The 23,049-nt window shown below is 36.7% G+C and carries 21 protein-coding genes; 5 read left to right on the top strand and 16 right to left on the bottom strand.

The genetic code is table 11. The features are described from left to right. The first annotated feature begins 177 nt into the window (after nt 1-177). Nucleotides 178-1,722: a GNAT family N-acetyltransferase gene (locus IPM92_01985; GenBank protein ID MBK9107167.1), complete on the top strand. Its 1,545-nt coding sequence runs from the start codon at nt 178-180 to the stop codon at nt 1,720-1,722. Nucleotides 1,723-1,912: 190 nt separating this feature from the next. Here the strand turns inward: IPM92_01985 and IPM92_01980 are convergent, their stop codons facing one another. The 4 genes from IPM92_01980 to IPM92_01965 all read right to left on the bottom strand — a co-directional run bounded on the left by IPM92_01980 (nt 1,913) and on the right by IPM92_01965 (nt 9,442). Continuing rightward, nucleotides 1,913-2,800, bottom strand: coding sequence for an IS3 family transposase (locus IPM92_01980; protein MBK9107166.1), 888 nt, complete (start codon nt 2,798-2,800; stop codon nt 1,913-1,915). Then, nucleotides 2,752-3,156 carry a transposase gene (locus IPM92_01975; protein ID MBK9107165.1) on the bottom strand — a complete coding sequence of 135 codons (405 nt, stop codon included), beginning with the start codon at nt 3,154-3,156 and terminating at the stop codon, nt 2,752-2,754. The genes IPM92_01980 and IPM92_01975 overlap by 49 nt, the downstream gene beginning before the upstream one ends. A gap of 283 nt (nt 3,157-3,439) precedes the next feature. Then, nucleotides 3,440-6,349, bottom strand: coding sequence for a carboxypeptidase-like regulatory domain-containing protein (locus IPM92_01970; GenBank protein MBK9107164.1), 2,910 nt, complete (start codon nt 6,347-6,349; stop codon nt 3,440-3,442). A 96-nt stretch (nt 6,350-6,445) separates the two neighbouring features. Beyond that, on the bottom strand, nt 6,446-9,442 hold the full coding sequence (locus tag IPM92_01965) for a T9SS type A sorting domain-containing protein (protein MBK9107163.1): 2,997 nt from the start codon (nt 9,440-9,442) through the stop codon (nt 6,446-6,448). 204 nt (nt 9,443-9,646) lie between these two features. Here IPM92_01965 and IPM92_01960 point away from each other — a divergent pair, with 204 nt between their 5' ends. From IPM92_01960 to IPM92_01950, 3 genes are all read left to right on the top strand, one after another. Next, nucleotides 9,647-9,847 (top strand): hypothetical protein, encoded by a 201-nt coding sequence (locus IPM92_01960; protein ID MBK9107162.1) that lies wholly within the window; start codon nt 9,647-9,649, stop codon nt 9,845-9,847. Nucleotides 9,848-10,194: 347 nt separating this feature from the next. Then, nucleotides 10,195-11,418 carry an arsenite methyltransferase gene (arsM, locus tag IPM92_01955; GenBank protein ID MBK9107161.1) on the top strand — a complete coding sequence of 408 codons (1,224 nt, stop codon included), beginning with the start codon at nt 10,195-10,197 and terminating at the stop codon, nt 11,416-11,418. A 17-nt stretch (nt 11,419-11,435) separates the two neighbouring features. Next, entirely contained in the window at nt 11,436-11,894 is a 459-nt protein-coding gene (locus IPM92_01950; GenBank protein MBK9107160.1) for an arsenate reductase ArsC, read from the top strand. A 422-nt stretch (nt 11,895-12,316) separates the two neighbouring features. Here IPM92_01950 and IPM92_01945 read toward each other — a convergent pair whose 3' ends face one another. The 9 genes from IPM92_01945 to IPM92_01905 are packed head-to-tail and all read right to left on the bottom strand — an operon-like array spanning nt 12,317 to nt 20,033. Beyond that, the gene (locus IPM92_01945; GenBank protein ID MBK9107159.1) at nt 12,317-13,399 is read right to left on the bottom strand and encodes a sterol desaturase family protein; all 1,083 of its coding nucleotides are present in this window, start codon (nt 13,397-13,399) and stop codon (nt 12,317-12,319) included. 17 nt (nt 13,400-13,416) lie between these two features. Beyond that, entirely contained in the window at nt 13,417-14,310 is an 894-nt protein-coding gene (locus IPM92_01940) for an N-acetylneuraminate synthase family protein (protein ID MBK9107158.1), read from the bottom strand. 23 nt (nt 14,311-14,333) lie between these two features. Continuing rightward, complete coding sequence (locus IPM92_01935) at nt 14,334-15,125, bottom strand: SDR family oxidoreductase (GenBank protein MBK9107157.1); 792 nt, start codon at nt 15,123-15,125, stop codon at nt 14,334-14,336. A gap of 1 nt (nt 15,126) precedes the next feature. Next, nucleotides 15,127-16,440, bottom strand: coding sequence for an aminotransferase class III-fold pyridoxal phosphate-dependent enzyme (locus IPM92_01930; protein ID MBK9107156.1), 1,314 nt, complete (start codon nt 16,438-16,440; stop codon nt 15,127-15,129). Then, entirely contained in the window at nt 16,424-17,347 is a 924-nt protein-coding gene (locus IPM92_01925) for a transketolase (GenBank protein ID MBK9107155.1), read from the bottom strand. The genes IPM92_01930 and IPM92_01925 overlap by 17 nt, the downstream gene beginning before the upstream one ends. Then, nucleotides 17,344-18,201, bottom strand: a complete 858-nt coding sequence (locus IPM92_01920; protein ID MBK9107154.1) for a transketolase — start codon at nt 18,199-18,201, stop codon at nt 17,344-17,346. Before IPM92_01920 ends, IPM92_01925 begins: the two co-directional genes overlap by 4 nt. Beyond that, a complete protein-coding gene (locus tag IPM92_01915; protein MBK9107153.1) occupies nt 18,192-19,001 on the bottom strand; it encodes a glycosyltransferase family protein in 810 nt (269 codons plus the stop codon). Before IPM92_01915 ends, IPM92_01920 begins: the two co-directional genes overlap by 10 nt. Beyond that, nucleotides 18,994-19,386 carry a hypothetical protein gene (locus IPM92_01910; protein ID MBK9107152.1) on the bottom strand — a complete coding sequence of 131 codons (393 nt, stop codon included), beginning with the start codon at nt 19,384-19,386 and terminating at the stop codon, nt 18,994-18,996. The genes IPM92_01915 and IPM92_01910 overlap by 8 nt, the downstream gene beginning before the upstream one ends. Beyond that, a complete protein-coding gene (locus IPM92_01905) occupies nt 19,365-20,033 on the bottom strand; it encodes a hypothetical protein (protein ID MBK9107151.1) in 669 nt (222 codons plus the stop codon). The genes IPM92_01910 and IPM92_01905 overlap by 22 nt, the downstream gene beginning before the upstream one ends. A 445-nt stretch (nt 20,034-20,478) precedes the next feature. Here IPM92_01905 and IPM92_01900 point away from each other — a divergent pair, with 445 nt between their 5' ends. Next, nucleotides 20,479-21,213 carry an HAD-IA family hydrolase gene (locus tag IPM92_01900; protein MBK9107150.1) on the top strand — a complete coding sequence of 245 codons (735 nt, stop codon included), beginning with the start codon at nt 20,479-20,481 and terminating at the stop codon, nt 21,211-21,213. A gap of 169 nt (nt 21,214-21,382) precedes the next feature. On the opposite strand, the gene IPM92_01895 is transcribed toward IPM92_01900, so the two are convergent. From IPM92_01895 to rnc, 3 genes are all read right to left on the bottom strand, one after another. Continuing rightward, nucleotides 21,383-21,880: a hypothetical protein gene (locus IPM92_01895; GenBank protein ID MBK9107149.1), complete on the bottom strand. Its 498-nt coding sequence runs from the start codon at nt 21,878-21,880 to the stop codon at nt 21,383-21,385. A 61-nt stretch (nt 21,881-21,941) separates the two neighbouring features. After that, the gene (locus IPM92_01890; protein ID MBK9107148.1) at nt 21,942-22,310 is read right to left on the bottom strand and encodes a hypothetical protein; all 369 of its coding nucleotides are present in this window, start codon (nt 22,308-22,310) and stop codon (nt 21,942-21,944) included. Between the two features lie 36 nt (nt 22,311-22,346). Beyond that, the gene (gene rnc / locus IPM92_01885; protein ID MBK9107147.1) at nt 22,347-23,024 is read right to left on the bottom strand and encodes a ribonuclease III; all 678 of its coding nucleotides are present in this window, start codon (nt 23,022-23,024) and stop codon (nt 22,347-22,349) included. Nucleotides 23,025-23,049: the final 25 nt, after the last annotated feature.

The following is a 23,049-nucleotide window of genomic DNA, read 5'->3' as shown; positions in this document are numbered from 1 at the left end:
GCAGATCGATCAACTCTCCATTAAATACATATTACGTATTTATTAAATGTATAAGTAATCTAATTGTTACCTCAATGTATTTAATAAAAAAGAAATAGATTAAATTATTGTAAAGAAATTTAAATGAGTTGTAGTATTTGTTATCCTGACTTATTTTTAATTTCATTATTCGCAAACATGACAAAATCAAATAAAATAAATTTTACAATCACCAAACACGATCAAAAAAGAATATTTATTCAAAGTACACATTACAACTTGATTCTAAATAATTCTGACCCAATCATTATAGAAAGCCTGATTCAGGATATATTGATTCCAGGGGCTCAGGACCATAAAATCATTAAATATGACTATTCCGTAGAAGACCCCGTTGCAAAAAAATTAAAAACAGATGATTGGATTGAATGGTCAAATAAGGCGTATAATACTCATTGCAAACACATCATCCATTTGTATGTACTCCCAACTTCCGCTTCCATTCATCTGCGACATTGGAAAAAAATAGCTTTTGTAAACCAAGTAGAAAATGCACTCATGCGGAGACTTAAAAAAACAGGTTTCCCTATCTTACTTCTAAAAATGATTCCCGAAAATCGCATAGAAAACAAATTTAAAATTACATCTTTAACAAAAAATGCATCGATTTCAAATCATTCAAATCAATTTGAACTTCGCTGCAGCCATCCTATAATCAAATCTGAAATTTCCGGTATCGAGTCAATCAATGAACTCAGGAGATATATAGCTTCCAGATTTAAGATTCTTGAATCTTCCAAAAGAGAAAGCCTAATCCAGATTTTAATAGATTGGATAGAATCAAAAAAGCCATTGGTCAAAATTCCGGAAACTATCGATCCATTAATTCTTGAACAGGAAATAAACAATCTTTCACCAGAGCATATTCTCATCGAAAATAAACAGCTAATAATAGCAGTTGCCGCTTTTCAGGAAATACCCAATCTCATGTTGGAATTGGGCAGGTTGAGAGAAATTACTTTCCGAGCGCATAACGAAGGCACAGGAAAAGCCATTGACCTGGATTCTTATGATCCATTTTATAAACATTTATTTGCCTGGGATAAAACATCAAGAAAAATATTGGGCGCATACAGAATTGGTGAGGGGCATAAAATTTTACCTATCATTGGCAGAAAAGGTCTTTACATTACAAGTTTGTTTAAAATACATGCTTCTATGGATAAATTTCTTTTGCAATGTGTTGAGTTAGGAAGATCTTTCATTACACCGGAAAATCAAAAGTCCAATCTAATCCTCTTCCTACTTTGGAAAGGTCTCTATTACTACATACTGAAAAATCCAAATAATAAATTCATAATTGGTCCTGTTAGTATCAGCAAAGATTATTCAAAAATGAGCAGGTTACTGATCATGGATTTTCTTTCCAAATATCATGCACATCCGGAATATTCCAAATTTTTTAAACCCAAAAAACCTTACAGATTCTTTAAAAATAATTTATCCACAGAAATTATCATCCGTAATTTTGAAAACGATCTGCATAAATTTGATAAACTCATTTCAGAGATTCAGGCCAATTCTGTCAAAATCCCGGTTCTCTTAAGGCAATACCTTAAACAAAATGCAAAAGTCCTTGCTTTCAACCGAGACCCTCAATTTCAAAATGTCCTTGATGCACTCATCATTTTAGAGTTGAAAAATATCTCCGAAGATTTTCAATCGTATTTCGAGAAAAAATAAACTTATAGAGTCAGGCGAAAGGCTGAAGGGATAAGGCTGAAGGGATGTCCTTACCTGAAATAGGTTGACTTTTTTTAAGTTAAATTAAAGATAGTGATGATGATGATAAGTTTTTCTTTTTTGCTTCTTTTTTTCTTTTTGTTAATTTCACAAATTTCTGTTGAAAACTCTTTAATTCCTTGATTTATAATCATTTTAGGCCTGTCTTTTCTGTCAAGTTTTTAATAAGGTTTTCAAAGTTTTTAGGTGTTAACATTCCTAAGCTTTTATGTGGCCTTTGTTCGTTGTACCAGAATTTTATTTTATTACTCATTTGCATGATATTTTTTGAGGTTATTTCATACTCATTCAAATATTCGTTCTTTATTGTTCCTTGTATTCTTTCTACATAGGCATTTTCTTGAGGATTTAGACACATACTTGGATTCATTTTACTTTCTCGAATTAATTCCTTTAATTCTTTACTTATATATTGACTGCCTCTGTCTGAATGAAATATGCAACCTATTATCTCTTCTTTATTTGATGTGGATTTTATTGCATTTTGCAAAGCTATCACTGTATGCCTGGCTGCTAAGCTTTGTGACATATGTAACGCTTTCAATATTCTTGTATACACATCTTCGATGGTTACTCCATAATCGTTGATCTGCCCAGCCTTAAAATAAAAGATATCAGATTGCCATACCTGGTTAGGACCATTGAGCTGCATTCCTTCGATTAAATTGGGATAGACTTCTACTGCCTGGCTCCACGTAGTCCTAACTATACTGCGTTTTTTACGCATTTTAAAGCCATTGGCATTCGCTATTTCAATTACCTTATCTCTTCCAACTGGCCATTGATTTTCTTCTTTATAATACATCTTTCTACAACCCATTACTTTATGTATTTTTCGTATTTCGTTTAGTTGATCAACTACTGATTTTATGAACTTGTCTTGTTTTGCATTTTTAATCCGGCTTTTCCAGAGTGCCTGTTTGCTTATTCCGGCCAGTTCACTAATTTCCTTCAGTTTATATCTATGTTTTATTCCTTTGTTGATTCGATACCATTCGAAAGTCTTTTTTTTACAGATTGCTTAATATCAATTTTGAATTCTTCATTCGCAATTTCAATCATCTTATTTAAAAACTCAATTTCCATTTGCTTACGACCCAACATAGCTTCAACTTCCTTCAATTTATTCTCCAATTCTTTACTACGATATGCCTCACTTTTATCTTCGACTACCATGCGCTTACTTTGCTTTAAATATAAGCTATATTGGTTAATCCATTTGTATATACTGCCCTGGCTCACTCCTAACTCATTGGATGCTTGAAGAATTGTGCATTTGCCTCGTTCTACATCTCGAACTGTCTTGCGGCGTATCTCTACACTAAAAACACGTTGCACTTTTAGGCTTAATTTTTGCTTATTTTTGGATTCCATTCGGTTGACTTTTGACCAGATTTTGGTCAACCTATTTCAGGCATAGACAGGAAAAACCTTTAGCCTTTAAGCATTAGCCTTATTCCTCTTTCGTAACTGTCAACTCCAAATTATCTGAATCAGGATTTCCAGAATGGAGTATTGGTGTAAAGGCTAAAGGGCCGAAGGGAAAGGTGAATCTTTTTCCTTTTTGTCTGAAGCAGAATTTTCAGAATGGAGTATTGGTGTAAAGGCTAAAGCTTAAAGGCTGAAGGAACAAACCTTTAGCCTTAAGACTTTACCCCTACTTAATGAGATAAGACAAACTTAAACTCAATCCTGTACCCAATTTATTGGATTCCGCAATGTATTCATTGTTTTTAAAATTTTGCGTTTTCTTGCTGATCGTATTTAATATATTCCTGGCAGTAAATCCCAATTGATAGTTATCTGCAATTCTCTTTGAAATCTTAAAATTAAGCAATGGAAATGCCTGCTCATAAACATCCGGAGTCGCAAACAATGAAATATTGTATAATTTTTTTCCACTTACATTAAAAGAAATAGAAGATTCCCATCCTTTTTCAGGATTGATATAGGAGATGATTGCATTTACTACGTAAGGTGCCTGACCCTGAAAAGGCCTCGTTGTAGCATCATAGCTGGGGTCAATGTTTTTTGAATTTTCCACTTCACTGCTTGGAATATCATATACAGAATGGACCAAAGCCAAATTTGTACTCAAATAAAAATTATTCAATCGATTCGAGATAAAATTTAAACTTTTCCTAAACTCTAATTCTACTCCATAAACGGTTGCTTCATCTACATTGACAAATGATAATTCGGGAATTGTTGCGCGTGGGTTAAACTGACGAATGATTGGGTCGTTGAATTTTTTGTAAAAACCACTTACAGCAATTAATTCTCCGGGCATTGGGTAATACTCATATCGCAGGTCATAATTTTTAATCAAAGATCTTTTCAGCTCCGGGTTTCCTACGTGGAAAAAACCATTTTTGGTATCAAATTGAATAAATGGTGCCAACTCTCTCATGTTTGGTCTGGCTAATGTCTGTGAAACCGCTGCTCTCAAATTAGATTTTTCAGAAATAGAATAAATTGCATTTAATGAATACAATATATCTGTTTGATCAATCTTACCTTCCGGTACAGTTGGTTCCTGGCTTTTAACACTCAAATTTGTAGTTTCGACTCTGGCTCCTCCAATGAGTTTAACTTTCGGATGTACATTATACACAGCCATTAAATAAGCCGCTGCAATTTCCTGATCACCGCTATAAAAATTGCGTGCATTGATCTGATTTACATAATGTAAACCGGTTACGTATCTTTGGACACTTCCATTTGGATTAAAAGTCGTATCTACAATGCCAAAATTATCGTAATTAAAAAAACCTTCGAAATCACCATCATATGAGGTGAAGCTGCGATCGGAAGAAGTACCTGAATTATTTAATTGGTAACGGTACTCACTGAAATCGCGTTTGAGTGAACTGAAGTATCCGCCAAACTTTATTTTGTTCGAACTACCCGGATTGCCTCCTGTTAGAAATGGTATGGAAATATCAACTTTTGCCTGTGATAACTGATCATTTAAATTCCTAAAAAAATGATAAGGATAAGCTATTTCTGAATTATTGATATAGTATTCTCTTTCTCCTTCCTCTTCAACAACTGTATAAGCAAAATAACGAAGATCGGGTTCTTTCTGGAATGCATTGGAGGTTCCCGCCATCCAATCAATACTTGAGTTGCCAAGATTTGCAAATACATGTTTGCCTCCCAATTGGTAAGTAGTAACTTGTCTTTGGATGAATTCTAAAGAACTTGTATTAAATTCTGCCAAACTATTCGAGACCTGGCCTAAATACTCACCTGATTGGCTCCGGCTTATAATTTCAGCGTCATTGTTAAATATGACATTTCCGTTGATCACGTGATTCTCAGAGAATTTATAAGCCAAATTAAATAATCCTCCCAACGCCGGATTGTATACACTTTTACTTTCTGTAAGCGATTGGTACGGAAACAAATTTTCAGTATTGTTATTCACATATGTCGATACTGCACCGCCATCATAATGACTGTAATTGGATGAGTAATTTAATGCAAGTGTATAACCAAGATCTTTTCCTAAAAACTTAATCCTATCTCCAACTGAAAAATTGAAACCCAAATTTTGCTTGGTTTTTTGTGCTTCAGGAACAAACTCATTACTTAATGCTTTAGATGTCCGATCAAAAATAGATCGCACACCATCCTTTGACGGATTGGGGTCTCTTGCCTGCAGAGAAGTACTTGATGATAATGGATCGCGAACATTTGGATCCAGGAGTAATTCAGGATGATCGCGTGTACCATCTTCAAATCCGAGCCAATCTGTTTTACCCCTTGTAGGGTGTGTATTAAAATTATCAATAAAAGAAGATTGAGTGTTATATTCAGAACTTATCGAAAATGCCAAATTAAAATTATCAGGTATTGTTTTGGTATTGATATTGATCAAACCTCCGGAGAAATTTCCCGGCAAGTCCGGTGTAAAAGTTTTAATGGTAACAATATTATCGATCATTTGAGCCGGAATCAAATCCAAACTTGTACTGTTGCGGTAAGGATCCGTACTTGGTAAGGTAATTCCGTTCAGTTGAGAAAGAGAATAACGATCACCCAATCCTCTCATGACAATAAATTTCCCGCTTTCTATAACCGCACCTGTAGATTGTCTCATCGCGTCAGCAGCGTTTGAGCTACCTGTTCGGCTGATCTGCTGAGAAGAAACTCCATCCTGAATTGCAAATGCTTTGCGTTGCAAAGCAATAACAGCTGCTTCGGTATTTTTAACCACATTTGCAGTCACTACTACTTCTGTCAATTCGGCGGTTTCTTCTTCTAAGGTAATATCCAGTAAATTTGTTTTTCCTCGAACAATTTCCAAACCTGTAATGGTTTGCTTTCCATAAGAAAGATAACTTACGACAACATCGTAAATTCCGGGAGCCAAGTTCAGATGATATTTTCCATCAAAATCGGTAGTTGTTCCAGTAACTTGCTGGTCGCCCTTATGAATCACAACAGTAGCACCGATAACCGTTTCACCGGTTGTTTTGTCAGTGATATTACCACTCAAAATTCCGTTTTGGCCTGCCAACTGAAAAGAAATAAAAACAAATAATAGACTTAAGATTTTCATTAACACTGATTTCATATTTTAGTAATTTTTATAATGTCAAAGCAGAGGATTCGCGTAACCAAACCCTCTGCTTTGTTTTTTAAAAGAATATCGTCCTTACTCGACAATCAGTTTCCTGACTGCGATTTTTCCGCTTTCGGTTTTAAACTTTATAATGTATAATCCTCTCTCCAAAAAATTCAAAGATTGCTTAACCGCATCCGCAGGAATCAATTGAATGAATTGTCCGTTGATCGTATATATTTCTATTCTGATTTTTTCATCAACATCTGTAGCAATGGTAACTTCTCTTCCCTTTGATACAGTATTAGGATAAATATCAAATTGCGCTAATGTTGGATTTATTTCATCCTCATTTCCTGTTGAAATATCAGCACTTAAATGCCCATTTCTATCCAGCGTTGTCCATGTATGGATCCAGTTTCTTCCCGCATCTGCAGGAAAAGCTCCTTTAAAATTACACATCGTATAAAATCCGTCCATAGGCGCTACAGCTAATGGTGTATTATACGCAGCCCCATTTGCTAAAGGACGTGGGTCCAATTTGCCATCCTGAATACGACTGATGCTGCGTATACCCGGATCATTGATACTGTTTTGATTATTGGTAAGATGTGCTATCAATGCGGCAGCTGTTGCATCTTCTGCTCCGCTGGTTATTCTGATGATTCCTGTAGCACTTCCATCCAATGTTGTGTTGCTTCCGTTTTTCCAGAATAAATTGTTCTGAATTTTTAATTCGCCGGTTCCCAATTTGCTATATGCATCATTCACGCCTGCTGCGCGATCCTGTACTTCGATCGCTTTGTTTTTCATCTCCGTTACAATGGAGTTGGCTACAGTACCTGCAGTTCCCGCTCTAAACAACCAACCCACAGGATTAGATGCGGCAGCTCCAGGACCTGCTCCGATATGTGTCCAGTTGTAAATAGCTGGGCTAGAAAATGGAGTTAAATCATCAGGAGTAGTACCATCCAATTCACCACCCGCATCTGCGATGTCTGGTCTCTGAATTGAAAACCAAAATTGTCCTTTTCCTACATATACTTCATCCCAATCGTAACTGTCATCTTCAGCAAATGCAACGACTGCATATTTTACATTTGGGGCTCCTCCAAAAAATTCAATTCCATCATCTGAATTTGCATATATTTCAATGTATTCTAAAACTGTTTTGCTCCCTACCGCTCCTAAGCTCAAACCGTTCAATTCATTTCCGGAGATGATTTGACGACCACCATGTCGAATGGTCACATATCTCATGACTCCTGAGTCATCATTATTGTCGGTTCCGCCGTATTGACCGCGGGTTTCAGCTAAACTGATTCCTTCTATATTGACTTCTGCGTTTCCGCTTTTTTGTGTAATTCCTTTTCCAAGAATTACAATTCCACCCCATAATGCATTATCTGTCGGACCTAAATCTGTTGGATTATTTACATCATCTGCAATGGCTGTAAAAATGATAGGTGCATCTGCAGTTCCTTCTGCATAAATTTTTGCCCCTCTGGTGATCACTAATGCGGATGGATTTCCAACATCTGCACGATCCGTGAATTTTACAACAGTTCCGGCTTCGATATTTAATACGCCTCCTGTTTCCAAAAATACCAAACCATCTAAAATGTAGGTATTGTTTTTTGTCCAGTTGTAAACTTTGTTTCCTTCAAGATCTGCATCCGTAATGTTTATGGTTGTTCCTGAAGTTGATAAATCTTTTAAATGATTATTTTGATCCAGTGCTGTCCAGCCTTGAATCCATAAATTGTCAGCATTTGAACCAAATGCGCCTTTGTAGTTTACCTGAGTAAAAAATGCGTCATTTGGATATGTTGCCATTGATGTATTATATGCTGCACCACTTCTTAAGGGTCTAGGATCCAGTGTTTCATCCTGAATTCTGCTGATATTCATGATGCCCGGATCATTAATCTCATTTACATTATTGGTAAGATGTGTGATCAGTGCAGCAGCAGTTGCATCTTCTGCACCACTGGTAATTCTAATGATTCCTGTAGATGTTCCATCTAAAGATGTGTTGCTTCCGTTTCTCCAGAATAAATTGTTCTGAATTTTTAATTCACCAGTTCCCAATTTGCTGTAAGCATCATTTACTCCTGATGCGCGATCCTGTACTTCGATCGCTTTGTTTTTCATTTCAGTTACAATAGAATTCGCTATCGTTCCTCCAGTACCAGCTCTCAACAACCAACCCACCGGATTAGATGCTGCTGCTCCGGGACCAGCTCCGATATGCGTCCAGTTGTATACGGTTGGATTTGAATATGGAGTTAAATCATCCGGCGTTGTTCCGTCCAACTCCCCACCTGCATCCGCGATGTCTGATCTCTGAATCGAAAACCAGAATTGTCCTTTTCCTACAAATACCTCATCCCAATCATAACTGTCATCTTCTGCAAATGCTACAACTGCATATTTTACATTTGGTGCTCCTCCGAAAAATTCAATTCCATCATCTGAATTTGCATATATTTCAATGTACTCTAAAACGGTCTTACTTCCTACTGCTCCCAAACTCAATCCGTTCAATTCGTTTCCGGATATGATCTGACGGCCACCATGGCGTATTGAGACATATCTCATGACTCCTGAATCATCGTTATTGTCTGTTCCGCCGTATTGTCCACGGGTTTCTGCTAAACTGATTCCTTCTATATTGACTTCAGAATTTCCACTTTTTTGTGTAATCCCTTTTCCAAGAATTACAATTCCACCCCATAATGCATTATCTGTCGGACCTAAATCTGTTGGATTATTTACATCATCTGCAATGGCTGTAAAAATGATAGGTGCATCTGCAGTTCCTTCTGCATAAATTTTTGCCCCTCTGGTGATCACTAATGCGGATGGATTTCCAACATCTGCGCGATCCGTGAATTTTACGACAGTTCCGGCTTCGATATTTAATACGCCTCCTGTTTCCAAAAATACCAAACCATCTAAAATGTAGGTATTGTTTTTTGTCCAGTTGTAAACTTTGTTTCCTTCAAGATCTGCATCCGTAATGTTTACCACCTGCGCACAGAGAACAAGCGGCAATAAAAAATAGAGTGTAAGTAATAGTTGTTTCATAAAATAGCTTGTAATTTTTTTTAATTTGTTTTTACGTTGCAAAATTAGGTCGTAGCAGATCCCTTAACATGAAGCTATTGTTATGAAATGATTATGAAATTATGGGATAACACTGTTTTTAGAATGCCGTTACAAAAAAAACAGCTGCCCGAAAAACAGGCAGCTGCTGTAAAAAAGTGTTGAAATGAAATCTCTATCTTAATTATGGAAAAACAATTTTCCACTAATTTTAGAATTCTAGGAAACGCAAAAGCAGAATTTGAATTGAATGGTTTTAATCTATTATTGTTGCATAAATCATTTGGGACATTTGTTAAACTTAATCCACATCTCACCCAGCCATTGCATTCCGAGTTTGTATGCGTTGATACAATGGGTTTAAATGATTTACTTATGCATTTATAAGCAAATACATTTTTCAGATGATTCTGCAAACAAGATTTCATTTTCAATTCAATTCACACTTCTGCTGCAAAATTAGTGGAAGTAAGTATGCAGGTGATACATCAGATCGTTATGGAAACATGACTAATTTGTATGATTAATGTAAATTATTAATGAAGTTAATGTTATCTAATGGTAATGTATTTATATCAATTTGAACATCATGTGAAAATGATAACTTCAGTACCTATTGATTGTATAAAATATACTAAGTCCCGATTATCATAACAGATGAAATTTACAAATTGAAACAAAAGCTAAACTTTAACTCCCTAAATTTGGTTTAATCATCGTAAATTTACGATGAAATGGGTACCACAAAATCTGAATTATTCAGCACAACCGATAATGAATTGGCAAAATACGCCAAGGCGCTCGCCCATCCTGCAAGGATAGCTATTCTCAAGATCCTCTTTATGCGGAAACAATGCGTATGTGGCGATATCGTCGAAGAATTACCTCTGGCTCAAAGTACGATCAGTCAACATCTAAAAGAACTTAAAGCTTCAGGACTCATTCAGGGTGAAATAGAGGGTCCTTCAGTATGTTATTGTATCAACATGAAGTCCTGGCTGAAGATCAGAAAGACGCTTTCCGACTTTTGGATCATAATCCGGATGATTCGAAAAATTGTTGCTAAACTTAAACCTTTTATCGTAATATTACGTTTTAGAAATAAACACGAATATGAAAATGCAAATGACCTCAAGCAAATTGTACGCGAAAAGTACGCACAAATTGCGCTTCAATCAAAGGAAACAAACCAATCATCATGCTGTGGATCAGGCGGTTGTAGTACAGAAGTGTACAACATTATGACTGAAGATTATACAGCTTTGAAAGGATATCAAGAGGAAGCTGACCTGGGTTTGGGCTGCGGTTTGCCTACTGAATTTGCCAAAATTAAGGAAGGTAATGTGGTTATTGACCTCGGATCCGGAGCAGGTAACGATTGCTTCATTGCAAGAGATCAGACTGGCCCGACCGGGAAAGTTCTCGGTATCGATTTTACCGTCGAAATGATTGAAAAAGCAAGAATTAATGCTCAAAATCTCGGCTATAGTAATGTGGAATTTCTACTAGGAGATATCGAAGATATGCCTGTTAAAGACAATTTTGCCGATGTTATCGTTAGCAATTGTGTTCTCAATCTCGTACCAGATAAGGCAAAAGTATTTAAAGAAATATACAGAGTTTTAAAACCCGGTGGTCATTTTTCTATTTCTGACGTGGTCCTGCAAGGCGATTTGCCCGATAAAGTTAAAGATCAGGCTGAGATGTATGCCGGCTGCGTTTCAGGCGCAATACAACAAGGTGAGTATTTGGAATATATCAAGAAAACAGGATTTGAAAATTTGGAAATCCAAAAGCTAAGACCCATAGAAATACCTTTGGACATCCTCTCTCAATATCTTGGAGAGGAAGACCTAAAGCGCTATCAAAACAAAGAATTTGGAATTTACAGCATCAGTGTATTCGCAGAGAAACCCAAAGTTAAATCCGGTTGTTGCGCGCCAGGATGTTGCAATTAATAATACTTCATCAGGAAATGGAAACAGGGGGACGTAATATTTTAGTTTTATGTACAGGTAATAGTTGTAGAAGTCAAATGGCAGAAGCCTATTTAAAATATTATTCTCAAGGCCTGCAGATCTTCAGCGCTGGAATCCGCGCAGATGGGTTAAACAAAAATATGATCGAAGTCATGCTCGAAGACGGCATTGATGTAAGTTTACAAACTTCAAATACAATTGAGGAATTCGAAAACCTTAACTTTGAATGCATCATCACCGTTTGTGATCACGCAAAAGAAAGTTGCCCTCTGTTTCCAATTCAAAGCAAATCATTCCACCAAAATTTCACCGATCCTGCAAATGCTAAAGGAAGCTCTGATGAAATCTTGAACGCATTTAGAATGGTAAGAGATGAGATCAAACAATATTGTAAATATTTTATTGCGGAATATTTTCCGAATAATATAAATCAAAGCCAAATTGGAAAAAGTTAACATGAAGAACTAGGAGACTGATATCTTGAAACTTTGATAAATAAAATAGAAACGTTACAGATCCTATTTTTCCTACTTCATTCCCATTTCCTCTCTTGATGATGGATGTTTATTTCTTCCAAGTTCATGATGTAATTCAAAAATGTAGACTGAAGTGAAAAGCAAACATGGATCACCATGTTTAATGGATTCAATAGACGCTCAACAGGTGCTTCAAGGATTTATACATCGTACACTTTGAATTTCACTTGCATACTATAATTCCAAAATTCATCAACTTATTTTAGTCAATAATTATTCTTCTTGTTGCCTAATCAGAATAGCTTCTCACTTCCTCAGCTAATGAATAGATACTTATGCCAAAATCAAGTTAATTTAAAAGTATAAATGTACAAAATAAATTCATCAATCCAAAATTTTCATCAATTTACAAACTCTGATTTTTTCTCTAAAACAACTCCACATTTACTGCACTGGTGGATTTGTATATTCTTATCAAAATATTTATTTATTTCGGATAAACAATGTGGACATTTTCTTTTTTGATCATCCAATTGATAAGGAAAGCTATTATTTGAAAAAATATAATTAAACCATGACCTCAATTTTAAATGAACCCTTTTTGGCAATCTAAGCTTAATATTATTTAATAGATGGATAAAATGCAAGGTATTCAATTTATCAATTTTTACTTTGTAAAACGAATAAATCGTTTGTCCCAGATATGTATCTGGAAATCTGTATGGAAGTCCGAAACCTAAGGGTTTTAATATAGGCCACTTCACCGGTCGCTTTTCAGGTAAAAATGCGGTTCCAAACAACCAATCAAAAAATGAAAATTTAGTTGCATAATTTGCATAAAAAACTTCTTTGTGATTGGCATGATGCCATTGGTGCATCTCTGGTCCGTTAATGACATAAATAGCTTTTCCCAATTTTAAATCAATATTGGAATGGATCCAGATTCCCCACACGGCATCCAGAAATGCTTTAGCGGGAACAATGATGGCCGCAGTTTTTGAATCTAGTAACAAAATGATAGGCGCGAACTCGATCGTCTGGTTGATAAATATTTCCAAAGGATGAGATCTCGAGCCAGCTAACCAATCCACATCTCGCACACTGTGATGCGCTTCGTGCGTTTTCCAAAGCCATTTATTATGATGTTGCCACCTGTGAAACCAATAGATATAAAAATCATGAGTCACCAGGAATAAAAAAACTAAAAACCATATGGGCCAATGACTGATCCACCCTACTCCACTCCAACCCATGTAATTCTTAAATGGCAGAATGACTAAATCAAATATGAACAGCTTCAGCAGATACGATTGAATGAGTGTATACCAAAGCAAATCCATCCAAAAGTCCTTACGAAAAAAATTGACTTCCTTTGTATAAGGCATCTTGCGTTCAAGTATCATCACCAACAAGATGACACCTGCTAAAACAAAAGTCCCGGTTCTTTCAATTTGAAAAGCTTCCAGGTCCCTTAAAAATTCCATTAGCCCAAGTCTCTATCCTATACTAACGAATGTTCGGTGGGTGTTTTGCGAAGTCTTTTCATAGGTCCAACTTCACTATCGTAAACTCTTTTGATCCCGTCACCAGCTGCCTTTTCAATATCGCGAATATCCCTCACCAATCTTCTCATGCCTTCTACTTCGACACTTGCAGCCTGATCTGAACCCCACATCGCCCGATCCAATGTATAGTGACGTTCAATAAATGCAGCTCCCATCGCCACAGCAGCCAGAGTGGTAGCCAGCCCGGTTTCATGACCGGAGTAACCAATAACTGTATTTGGATACAGCTCCATCAGTGAGTGAATCATTCGTAAGTTTAACTCTTCCAGCGAACATGGATATGCAGATGTAGAATGCGCAATAAGTATCTGGTCAAGACCCAATACATCTGTAGCATTCATGATTTGTTCAAGAGTCGACATTCCGGTTGATAACATCAAAGGCTTTCCGGTACTTTTCATTTTATGCAACAAATCCAAATCCGTCAAAGATGCTGAAGAAGCTTTATATAGGACTGGTTTAAATTGCTCCAGAAAATCCACTGATTCTTTGTCCCAGCAGGAAGCAAACCAACAGATATCTAACGAGCGACAATAGTCATCAATTTCCTGGTAAGCTGCGAAATCAAATTCAACTTTATAACGATAGTCAATATACTTCATGCGACCCCAAGGTGTATCGCGCATGCGATCCCATTCATCGCGGGGTGTACATACTTCAGGAGTTCTCTTTTGAAATTTGACTGCATCACAACCTGCCTGGGCAGCCTCAAATATTAATTTTTTGGCGATATCCAAATCTCCATTGTGATTGATACCAATTTCGGCGATAATAAAACATGGATGTCCGGGTCCTATTTGCCGTCCATATGATAAAACAATTTCTTTCATATTATGATTTTTATTATTAAACATTAAATTGCGGTCCAACCTCCATCTACAATAAGATTTGCACCAGTCATATAAGAGGATGCATCGCTTGCCAAATAAATCAAAGCTCCGCGATAATCATCCACATTTGCCATTCTTTGCAAACAAGTTCTTGCAGCGTAATTTTGAACAAACCATTTTTCCTGGTTATTTTCTACACCACCCGGACATAATGCATTGACGCGCACATTATTTTTTCCCCAATAGGCAGCCAGGTATTTTGTAAAACCAATGACTGCTGCTTTGGTAGACGGATAAGCCGGTGATTTATAAAAATTTTGAATACCTTGATCGTCCACATATAACTGCTGATCAGGACCCACCACTCCATAAGTCGATGCGATATTAATAATACTTCCTCCTGATCTATTTGCCATGTGCGAACCAAATACCTGGCTACATAAATAAACCCCGGTTACGTTGACATTAAACGATTTTTGCCACATCTCAATCGGATAGTTTTCAAATTTTGAATTTTCCAAAGCAAGCGCTGGATTTTCAAACATGTCATTTACAGCTGCATTATTTACCAAAATATCAATGGTACCGTACAAGCGTAAAATTTCCTGATAAACAGATTCAATAGAATTCTTATCAGTCACATCCATCTCAAACCGATGTATAGTTTCAGTGGAGGCTGATTCTTCAAATTTTAGATCACATCCGACCACTATCGCTCCAGCATTTTGGAGTGCAGTGCAATGATTTACTCCCAGCAATCCATTTGCTCCTGTTACAATTGCAATTTTATCTTTTAATGAAAATAAATTTTCCATGCTAAAATTTAATCGGACGAAATACGACATCCATAGGTTGCCCTACTAATTTATGGTCCACATCTCCATTTTCAAAACGTTGTTTAAGCAATTTCAAAACCTCATCATAAGCTCTCAAAGTGTAGTCCACATCAGCTTCTGTAAAAGAATAAGTCATATTGTGGAATTTACTCCACAGAATTCCAAATTTCAACAACTCTTGTTGTATATAAGCATAGATACTCAGAGGTGAAGCAACTGAACTCTTTAAACTCAAAAGGGTCCTGCAGGGATAACCTGAGCACTCCATATATTCCTGCAATTCATTTTGTACAATGCGTTGATTCAAGCCATCCTTTAAGAGTGCGCCTATTGATCTTAAATGTTCCGGAACATTCTTTTCAATGAGTTCAGTGATCGTTGCTTTCGCTGCTGCTAAGGACAAAGTCTCTCCTCCGAAAGTAGAGAAAAAGAAAACATCCTTTTCAAACCAGGACATGACATCTTTTCTACCGGTAAGAAATGCAATCGGCATGCCATTTGCAACGGCCTTTGAATAAACGGCAAGATCAGGTTTAACATTAAAATATTCCTGCGCTCCACCAATGGCGATTCGGAAACCCGTCCACATTTCATCAAAAATTAATAAACTTCCATTGGCTTCACAAAGCGCCTTCAATCCTTCCAGATATCCAGGCTTGCATGTTTCAAATACAAAGGGTTCCAAAATTACAGCTGCAACCTGATGATCCAGCTTTAATTTAATATCTTCCAGATCATTATATTTGAATGTCTCTGTAAGTTCTTTCACCGATTGCGGAATTCCATAATCGCGCGTTGTTGTGCCGATATACCAATCATGCCAACCGTGATATCCGCAGCAAAGTATTTTTTCTCTTTTAGTAAAAGCCCTTGCAACTCTTATGGCAGCACTGCAGACATCTGCACCTGTTTTGCTTATCCTTATACTTTCAGCGTTTGGAATAATTTGGTGAATCATTTCGCAAACCTCATATTCCAAATGATGCATCAGAGAAAAGCTTATCCCTTTTGCAAGTTGCTCACGAATGGCATCATCTACTCGATCATAACAATAACCCAAGGAAATAGGTCCAATGGCCGCATAATAATCCAGATATTTATTGCCATCAATATCCCAGATTCTATTTCCTTTTGCCCTGTCTACAAATACCGGACAAACTCCTTCACTAAATTGACCAGGAGCCTTTGCAAGTGTTTGCGATACCGGATGCATGATTTTCCTGGCTTTTAAAAGAAGTTCCCTGGACTTACTAATATCCGGATACTCTGCATTCCATTTAATTGAATTGGACATATTGCAAACAATTTATTTTATTATAAATTTTATGAAACATAGCTTCTGCTGTAAATCCTTCAAATTTCAAAACATCATCCAGGAGTGCAGGCCTGAACCACTGATCACTCAATGCAAAAGGCATCACTTTAGCCTTCACTTGATATTTTAGATAGGTTTCAGCTACCGCAGAGTATAAACCGCCTTTCTGAAAATGGTCCTCCATAGTAATTATCCATGAATTCTGAGCTGCCAATTGCAATAATGCAGTTTCATCGAGTGGCTTCAACGAACGAATGTTAGTAATGCCCACAGATATTCCCTGGGCTTCCAACAATGCCTTTGTTTGCATGGCTTGTTCAAATAAAAAACCTGCAACTATAATATTTACATCACTACCCAATGAAATGAGCTCTGCTTTGCCTTTTTCAAAAACAGCATGTTCAAATTGTGTTTTACGGGTATTGACTCTTATGTATGCTGGTTTTTCAGATTCCCAGATGTCCGGCAACATGGACAACATATCCTGTTCATCGGCCGGACAATATACTTCCATATGTGGGAGGCCACGCATCAAACTTAAATCTTCAAGTGCTTGGTGTGTAGGCCCGTTTCCATCTGAGAGAAAACCGGGAATGTATCCGCTCAATTTTACTGGTAAACCCGGTATGCATATATTGTTTCTGATAAATTCATATGCCCTGAAAATTAAAAACGGAGCTAAAGCATGACAAATGGGAATACGTCCTCTCAATGCAAGTCCTGCAGCCATTCCTATCATCGTTTGTTCTGCAATACCAACATCAATAAACCGCTCACCCATCGTTTCAGGAAGATCTCTGATCAATGCCCTGTTTTCTGCTGTCAAAACAAACAAACGTTCGTTAGTTACAGACAATTCTCTTAAAAGGTCCTGGTAGGTTTTCATCTTACAGTTAAAGTTTCTGATTCAAGTATCGCAGCATGCTGACCATGAAGTTCGTTCTTGAGTTCACTCACTTCCCGTTCACTGAAATTCACAAACCAGCGGTCGGCACGTTTTTCTATACTTGGGAGCCCTTTTCCCCGAACTGTATCGCAGATAATAACACTGGGCTTGTCTGCTGAAAATGGAAGTCTGCTAAATGCAGCGTCCAGTTGCAAAAAATCATGACCGTCAATTCGTTCAACAACAGCTCCAAATGCTTCGAATTTTTGATTCAATGGTTCAAGTGGTATTAACTCTTCTGTTTCTTTGTTCGCTTGAAAATAATTTCGATCGACCACCCAACAAATCCTGTTTAATTTTAAAGCAGAGGCCACTAAAAGGCATTCCCAAACCGAACCTTCATTTAATTCACCATCGCCAACTATGACAATTACATGATTCTGAATATTTCTTATCCTGCAATCCAAAGCTATGCCCAATCCAACTGAAGGCAACTGTCCAAGTGAGCCGGAATGAAATTCTACTCCGGGAATAGATCGATTTGGATGCCAGTAAATAGAGTCATTTGTTTTGAGATGATTCTGCAATCTCCCTTTTTCAAGCAATCCTAATTCAGCAAGACATCCATATAATGCAAATACATCATGGCCCTTTGATAAAAGCAGGATATTGCGTTGGGGATCTCTTAAGTTTTCTTTATCGATTTTTAAAAATTCAAAATAGAGGTAAACCAAAAGATCGGTACACGATAATGAAGCTCCTATAAAGCAACCTCCATTGGTGGACAACTGGATGATGTGCTCGCGGACAAGTAATGCCTGCGATTTCAGATGCTGTAGTTTACTTATTTCCATGAATCATTGAGAATTCTAGTTTCATCTGCAGAAACAGTTTGCAATTCGCTTAAATGATGGCGATACCAATTGACTCCTGCATACATTGCATTTATATCCATCAATTCGGGTTCCCCTTCTAGCAGCGTTAAAATGTCATTCAAAGAGAATTGATGATTGCTCGGGTATAGTTTTTCAAATATTTTTCCAATAAATTGGTAATCTTCTGGATAATCTAAAGTAAACCTGTGGCTCATAGAATAATTGAATCCGGTCTCCCATTTTACATTCCCTATATTAAAAAGGTCCTTGTTTTCCCAAATAAAAGGTGTCGTATGTTCTCTTTCAAAATCGCGTCTTGCAGTCGCCCATGTATATTCCAAAGCATCCATACACATGACTTCAACATCATTTCCATCCGGGTATGTTTGAGGATGTAAATTACTTACATAATCAAATGAATTATTCATGAAGTACTGTACCGTTTTATCTATAATCCCCGGATCAATCAACGGACAATCTGAAGGTATTTTCAAAACTATATCCGCCTTATATTTTTTAGCGGCCTGGTAATGCCTTGTCAACAAATCAAGTTCATCGCCACGAAAACATTCCCATTCGTTTTGTTCACAAATTTTTTCGATGATTCTGTCTTCAGGCAAATCAGTTGTTGCAATTACAATTTGTCCGGCCCATTGAGATTGTCTGACTCTTTCCATCATTCGATATAACATCGTCTGACTGAGAACAGGTTTTAATATTTTCGCTGGAAATCTACTTGAACCTGTCCGGGCCTGGATCAGTGTTACAATACTAGTCATTGAATAATAATTGACTGCTCTGAAAATATTTTACAGCTGGTACAAATTCAAGATCTTCTTCAAGTAATATAGCTTTTGACCATTCAGCAATCAATTTCGCTGAAGTTCCTCCATTCTGAATGGGCATCCTTTCTTTCAGTTGCTCTATTGGAAAATATGAATATACTTTTTTACCCAGAGCCATTCCAATATATACGACCGAAGAAAATTGGGTGATCAACTCCTCGCAATTTGCGATCATATGATCCGTGTTACAAGCCGTATAGACTTCCGCAGTATCTGCAAATACCTTCTCTATTTCACGAATAGCCCGATGAACTTTTTCATTTGGGTGAAGTTTAAAAACAATCTTTCGTCCACCCGCTATATTTTTACAACTTTGCAAAATTCCATTCGATCCTCCTTTCCGCCTACCTCCCGGATATCAGAAGTACAAACAAGTACATAATTGCGAAGCGGAAAATCATTGTTTATGAAAGAAGCAGCATGATCAAAATTTGGAATTCCCGTTACTCTTATTTTATATTCATCAGTACCCATTTCTGTAAAAAACTTTGCATACCCTTCAGATGCTACACAATACAAATCGCATTGATTTGAACATCCGTTCAATGAAGTATCACCAGTCATCCATCCAGGCAACCGTAATTTTCTAACCAACATTGATTTATTAGAAACAGGATCCGTCATTCCTTCCTGAACAAAGACTAATTTAGCATTATAAAACTTGGCAGGCACCATTAAGTCACTGCACATAAATACAAGTTCATATTCATCTCTGTATTGCTCCCCGCGATAATCGTATTTTGCCTGAACTTTTTGCAAATAAGATTTTTGCTCCTTTCGAAAAGCACTGTTAGTACCCATGATGGTCCAATCAACCAAGCCACTCTCTGCTATCCACTTGAAAAAAATTCCTTCCCCAAAATATTGCGTAAAATAATGATCATACTCTGGCATTTCGAGAGAGATCTTATGGAGTTGTTTGGTCTGATTTAGCGAACCAACAATATGTAATACTTTTTTCTTCATGAATTGAATTAGGGCATAAAATTAGATGTGTGATCGTGGTTTACATCTCCATTTTAATTAATTAATGAAAAATAGAACTTAACTTATTTATTACTTTACATAGTGTTGACAATTTACAATAGCCTAAATTTCGCTTCATCAATAAATAATATTGGCATAATATTAATTGTTTTCCTTTTTTAAATCGAATACATCTTTCTAAAAAGTACAGCCACTTATTTTTTAATGAATTAGAAATAATAGTACTGGATTAATAATCCAACACAGCAATCTAAAAAAATAGCGTAATATTACTTCTCCCAAACATTTTTATATCCAATGTTTTCAAACTATTTCAATTTACTTCAGCAAGGATAAATATTGAACTCTTCCTGTATTGCAAAACTCAAGGATGGCTTGCGTTTGGTCTGATGTTCGCATAGCTCTTATCAAATTTCTTAGCTTTGTGTCTATTATAATTTTTACAACTAAACAAATGGATGGTATCAATTCAACAGTTCATCATATGAAGCCTGAAAAAATCCAATTGGTAATCTGGGATTGTGATGGAGTGCTTGTGGACAGTGAACATTTAGCTACCAAAGCTTTCCATAACATTATTTTAGAATTAGGAGGCACCAGTACTTACGATGAAGTATATCATAGCCTGAAAGGTGGCTCTATTTATAAAGCAATTGATTACGTAAAAGCACAGGCCATCGTACCGGAATCATTCTTGATAGAGCAGGAATACCGAAGCCGGAGCTTTGAACTCTTTAAGCAGGAGTTAAAAGCTGTAGCGGGCGTAGAAAGTATCTTACAATCACTGCAGGTCAATCAAAGTGTAGCTTCCAATGGTCCGCAGATTAAAATTCTGCACAATCTTGAAGTCACAGGTTTACTCAAACATTTTAAAAGAGAACATATTTTTTCTGGACACGACATCCAAAAATTTAAACCAGATCCCGATTTATTTATCCATGTAGCCACAACTTTGAATTATGCCCCCTATCAGTGTTTAATCATTGAAGATAGTGAACATGGAGCCCATGCTGCCAAATTAGCCGGCATGCAGTGTTTCGGGTACGCGGCTGAAACCAATGTTGAATCATTCTTAAAATATGACGCCATCCCATTTTACAACATGGCTGAATTGGAAAGGCATTTGGAAAAACTTGGATTGTGGGAAGAAGTCTGTTAGTCTAGCAGGAAGATGTCTGTTTGACTGTTAGTCTGTTAGTCTGATAGTCTGTTTGACTGTTAGTCTGTTAGTCTGCTAGTCTGCTAGTCTGTTAGTCTGCTAGTCTGTTAGTCTGTTAGTCTGTAATCTAATATCCATTATCTATTATCTATTATCCATAATCTTTAATCTAAAAAAACCATCCATCCACTACCACACTTAATACTTTAAATTTGCGACCGTTATACTCAGCTATGAATTGACATTTGGGATGATCACTTAATGTCATAAGTTGAGGTATACTTTCAATTGAATGATCTAAGGGTACACAGTTCTCGCCACCATCAGAGACATACCAAATTTTATTTTCAGTTGCCAGTTTAATATCTTGCAGCACGTAAATAAAGTTAGGAAGAAATGGATTGTAGCTAAGCAACCATGCAAAATGGTCAAGTGCTTTCCCAAGCGTAATTGACTCAATCGCTATATTTGGCATCTGAATAAAAGTACGCGAAGGTGCATCGCTTATTCGTACCGGCGCCATCGAAGGAAAAAATTGAACGGCAGCATGGTAATTCCTGCCCAAGAAGAATTGACTAGGTTGATTCCAAAGGCCGAATTTAAATTCAATAAACAAGCATTTGGTTTTATGAGTCCTGCCATAAAACCAATGTCGATATACGGACATATTTTCTTCTTTGTCCAAAGCCATGCCTAAGTAGATCCAATGATCCGTAACTGAATTTTCTTCAGGCAGGTTTTTTTTTGAAAAGGGAATTCCACTGAAAGTTAAAAGGTCTTCCTTTTCTAAATCTGTTAGGGTCGCAATATGTTGGAATTTTCGGCAAAAAGATATAATTCTCCCAATATCGGAAAACGGTATCCAAACTTTCCTTTTCCTTTGCCAAAACCTCTGGAATTCTTCTCAATTTCCGGGCTACTCCAGGCAAGCCACAATCAACCAATCGGGTTGAAATTTCACGCAGCGATTGTTCTAAATTGAGATTTGAATACAGACCTGTGGTCAGCAAATGATCCAACCAAAGCTGCAACAGTTTTACTCCTGAAAGCAAACTTTCTTCCTTCTGCGCATTGATTCTGGAAAAATATAACACCATTAAGACTTACAATGCTTAGCTATTGGGATACCCTGATTAATTGTCTTCAAAGATCCCCAAATGTTTTAAAGCCATTTGAGAAGCAAATTGCTCTGCACTTTTTTTATTGAAGTCTTCTGCACTTGATACTTCAACTCCATCTATAATGACTCCTATTTTAAAGCGATCTCTTTTATCAGACTTGAATTTGTTAATAACTTTGAAATCAATTTCTTTTGAATTTTTTTGACACCATTCCAACAACTGACTCTTATAATTATCGTCAAATACTTCCAAATGATCGATATTGATAAACTTTTTAAGAATCTTATTTAAAATAAACTGTTTGGTAAATTCAAAACCCTGCTCTATATATATTGCTCCGATAAGGGCTTCGAGCGCGTTTCCTAACATAGATTGCGAAATGGCTGTTTGGTTAAACTCCACCATAAGATGATCCAAACCCATTTGCTCCGCTATATAGTTTAGCATTTTGCGCTTGACAATTTTAGACCGCATTTTGGTTAAAAATCCTTCATTAGCGCCGGGGTATTTTTTAAATAGGTATTCGCCAACCACAAAACTCAGCAATGCATCACCAAGGTATTCAAGTCTCTCATTGGATTGATATAATCCCGGGGCTTCTGAAGTGATATTATTGAGTGTTGATTTATGATAAAAAGATAGTTTGAAAATATACAGATTGGAGGGTGTAAACCCAATCAAATATTGCAAACGCTCAGCAAAATGCTTGTCCTTC

The organism is Saprospiraceae bacterium (assembly GCA_016719615.1).
Taxonomy (GTDB): domain Bacteria; phylum Bacteroidota; class Bacteroidia; order Chitinophagales; family Saprospiraceae; genus Vicinibacter.
Note: the sequence above shows the minus strand (reverse complement) of the source record. Positions and strands in the feature narration are given on the sequence as shown.